The organism is Finegoldia sp., assembly GCF_046991905.1.
Lineage (GTDB): Bacteria > Bacillota > Clostridia > Tissierellales > Peptoniphilaceae > Finegoldia.
The window spans coordinates 1-3,323 of sequence record NZ_JBKWZF010000108.1 but is presented as its reverse complement, the minus strand read 5'-3'; the positions used below and the strand labels follow the sequence as shown (position 1 = coordinate 3,323).

The 3,323-nt window shown below is 35.5% G+C and carries 2 protein-coding genes; both read right to left on the bottom strand.

Annotated elements, in window-relative coordinates; genetic code table 11:
• Positions 1 to 1,808: BREX-1 system adenine-specific DNA-methyltransferase PglX (pglX, locus tag ACLUJM_RS13260; protein WP_412413027.1), on the bottom strand; the 1,808-nt coding region annotated here is incomplete at its 3' end.
• Positions 1,809 to 1,822: 14 nt separating this feature from the next.
• Positions 1,823 to 3,323: hypothetical protein (locus tag ACLUJM_RS13255; protein ID WP_412413026.1), on the bottom strand; the 1,501-nt coding region annotated here is incomplete at its 5' end.

Sequence of the window (3,323 nt, the reverse complement as noted above, 5' to 3'; positions counted from 1 at the left end):
ACCATATGCATAAGAGCAATAATTCGCTTATTATTGATAATATCAGTCCTCATTTTTTCAAAGCTTGACAAAGACATCCAAGACTGCATCGTTACCAAAGAACTAAAGCCTGTGCTTTTTACACTATCTGAACCCTTTTTGATAAAGCAAGAGTACAAATCTGTTTTCTCGTTTGGATAGTTTGCCTTAATAAACTCTGACAAGGAATCGCTCAGCATACCATTTCCTAAATATGGTGGATTTGTAATATATGCATGGTATTTTTCACATAACAATCTTGTTTGCGAAATCAGATGAAGTAGCTTTCTTTGAGTATCATCAATACCAATCATGGAAAAATCCATCTGACCGTCAAATGAATAATCCGAAACAAATCGCAATAATAGGTCCCAATTATATTTTTCTGGAGAAAGTAACGAACCATACTCTTTTGCTTCAATCAGCTCATCTAACAATCCACTTAATTCATTGATGGCATCATTTTTTTCAATCTCACTCAATGTACTTCCAAAATAATTTAATTGATTTCTATTTATAGAATTACTCTCCTCAAGAGAATAAACCTGTGGCATAGCCTGAACTCTCTCCCCATCTAGATTCTCATGTCCACGGAAGAAAATTCTATTATATCCTCTTGCTTTCATCATAAGAGCAAAATATGAAAGCTGATATGCCCTTCGATCTATGTCCAAGCCTTTAATGTTCTTTTCTAAAATATCAAAAACGGCTTCACGCTCATTAAATCCTTCACTTCTGTAAATATCCATCAAGACATCAAACATATACACCAAAATGTGACCTGATCCCATGCATGGATCAATGCAGACTATGTCCTGAGGGGATAAATATCTATACTCTTTTCTAACATCAACTAGGTTGGCTATTACTGCTTCTTCCTGAATATCTTCTAAAAGATAATAATTCCAGCCAAATTCTATTGCTTTTTCTGCTTCATTGAGCGTTGGTTCGACAGATTTAAGGTGCTCCATCCATACTCTACCCAATGAATTTTCAACCATATATCTGACAATCCAATCTGGAGTAAATATCTGAGTCTTTGCAGGTAAGTCAACTTTTTTAACTTTCTGCCCTTTCTTAACATATGCATCAACTATTTCTTTAGGCTGACTATTATAAAACTGATACATCCATCCAATTATTTCAACCTGACCTTCTGTTTCGACATTAAAATTGTCCTCAGGGATAGTATCAACAAGCATGCGGATAACACCGTCACTCGTGTATGGCAGCTTCAATAATAGTTCCATATAATCATTGGTCTTTTCAAATAGACCTGGCAGTATTTCATTTAATTCATTGCATTGCTTAATAAAAAGTAATCGAAAAGCCTCATCATACTTGTTTTCATTCTTTGCTTGCTGAATTCTATTAAGTTCATCTTGAGATAAGTTGAGTTCCACAGTATCAGCCTGTGTGACAATATCTGGAGTTCCGCTCCCTGCTTCAGATGATAAGACACGTACCCTGCTTGGAAGATAATTATTTACCTCCATAAATCGAATCGCAATTATTCTGTTGAACCATGTATAAGCAGTTTCTTCAATCACTTGATCGAAACTTTGCTCTTTTATGGCTTCAACTAAATTTGCACGTTTCTTTATGTCATCACCAAAAATTCTGTTTTCCGTCCCTGCAAGCGTCTCATACACCTCAAAGTCATTTCCCTTTTGAACTGGCAATTTACATTCTTCATTTGTTATTCCATAAAAACCAGCTTCTGTTATTGCTGACTTAATCAGAATTTTTCTTGCTTCTATCGCAAAGTTTTTTATTGCAGTTTTATCCATAATCTACCCCTCATCTAGCTCAGTTTTATAATGGTATCTTCCTCAAGTTGTGCTTTTAATGCAGCTCTTAACTCTTCTACCACTTTATCAATGTCCTCTTCATTCTTGATAGAATAGGTTTTGTTACCTGTAATAGTTCTAAATGAAACTGGCTTATTCTTTATTACCTTTACTGGCACAACTTGTTCTACCTGTTTCGTATCATCAGTCTTCTTTGTTTCTTCTTGCTGCTTACGAAGAATTTCAGCTTGATAAGCATCTTCCTCTTTTTGAATAAGTCTCAAACAGTTTTGCAGTAATGCATTGCTCTCAGATGGAATACCGTTAAGAGATGCCACATCATTGCATGTCTTTAATTTTTCAAGAAGGTCTTCAAACTTAGGATTAATCTGCGATAAAACTCTCTGAGCATATGGTCTATCAGCAGGGATAGCTTCTTTAACCATCTTCCAATCCTGATATACGTCTGGCTCAATTCTATCTGTATCTCGCTCAAGTAAATCAGCAATAGCTCTCATGAGATTATTCGCATATTCCTCTAGCTTCGGAATAAACGAATATGGTTTCTCAACGCTTGTAATTTTCTTAATCTGGGTTGCATAATCAATAATCTCTGAATCAGAAATATAATTCTTACTTGCTTCATAAATCCCAAGTACCTTAACTGCATCTAAGAATTTCTTTTTCTGCACACCACCAAGGAAGCTATTCAAATCTCCTAAATCTAGACCTACTTCGATGAAATCATCACATAACTCATTCACACGCTTGTAAAAACTAATTGGATCGCTAATCTTTAATGTATCCTCAATTAATCTAAGTGCCTTATCAAGAATTGATTTACCCGGCAATTTACTATTGATTCCATAGTCATTCCTAATCAGCTCTTCAATATCACTCTTCTTCTTTTCTGCATATGTACGATAATCACGCATGAGAGAATCCTGATCATCAGTTGATACAGTTCTTCCAAAGAATTCACGAATAACATCTTTTACCGCCTTTATATGCTGCTGAGGCGCAACTTCTTTAATCTCCAAGAGAACTTTCTCCCTGAATTCCCTCTTTGTAATATACTTAAATGCATCTTCTGGTGTTGTGCTTGCAGGTGTATAGATTACACTATTCATCTTCAAGCTAATCTGTCCTTTGCGGTATAAAGTTGCAATCAAAAACTGAATATCTTCTTCAATGTATCCATATGGAGGATCCATAAATTTGTCCAAAGCCTGCTTAATTGAAAACTGAGCAGCATTATTGCCTGCATACCTAATAGCAGCTATCATTTCATTTAATGCTTCATGGTTTGGCTCTGATGATGTCATTCCAAGATCAGACATTGAAATCTGTGTCTTTGTCATCTTGAGAGCATCCATTATGTCAGACTGTCCCGGCTTAGACTCCATGTCTTTAAGCTTGTGATATTCTGCTCCAATTAACTTTTCAAAAGCCTCAGCGATTCTTGCTGTGACATCTTTTGACTTAGTAACAATCTTTTCACCATTTACATAAATG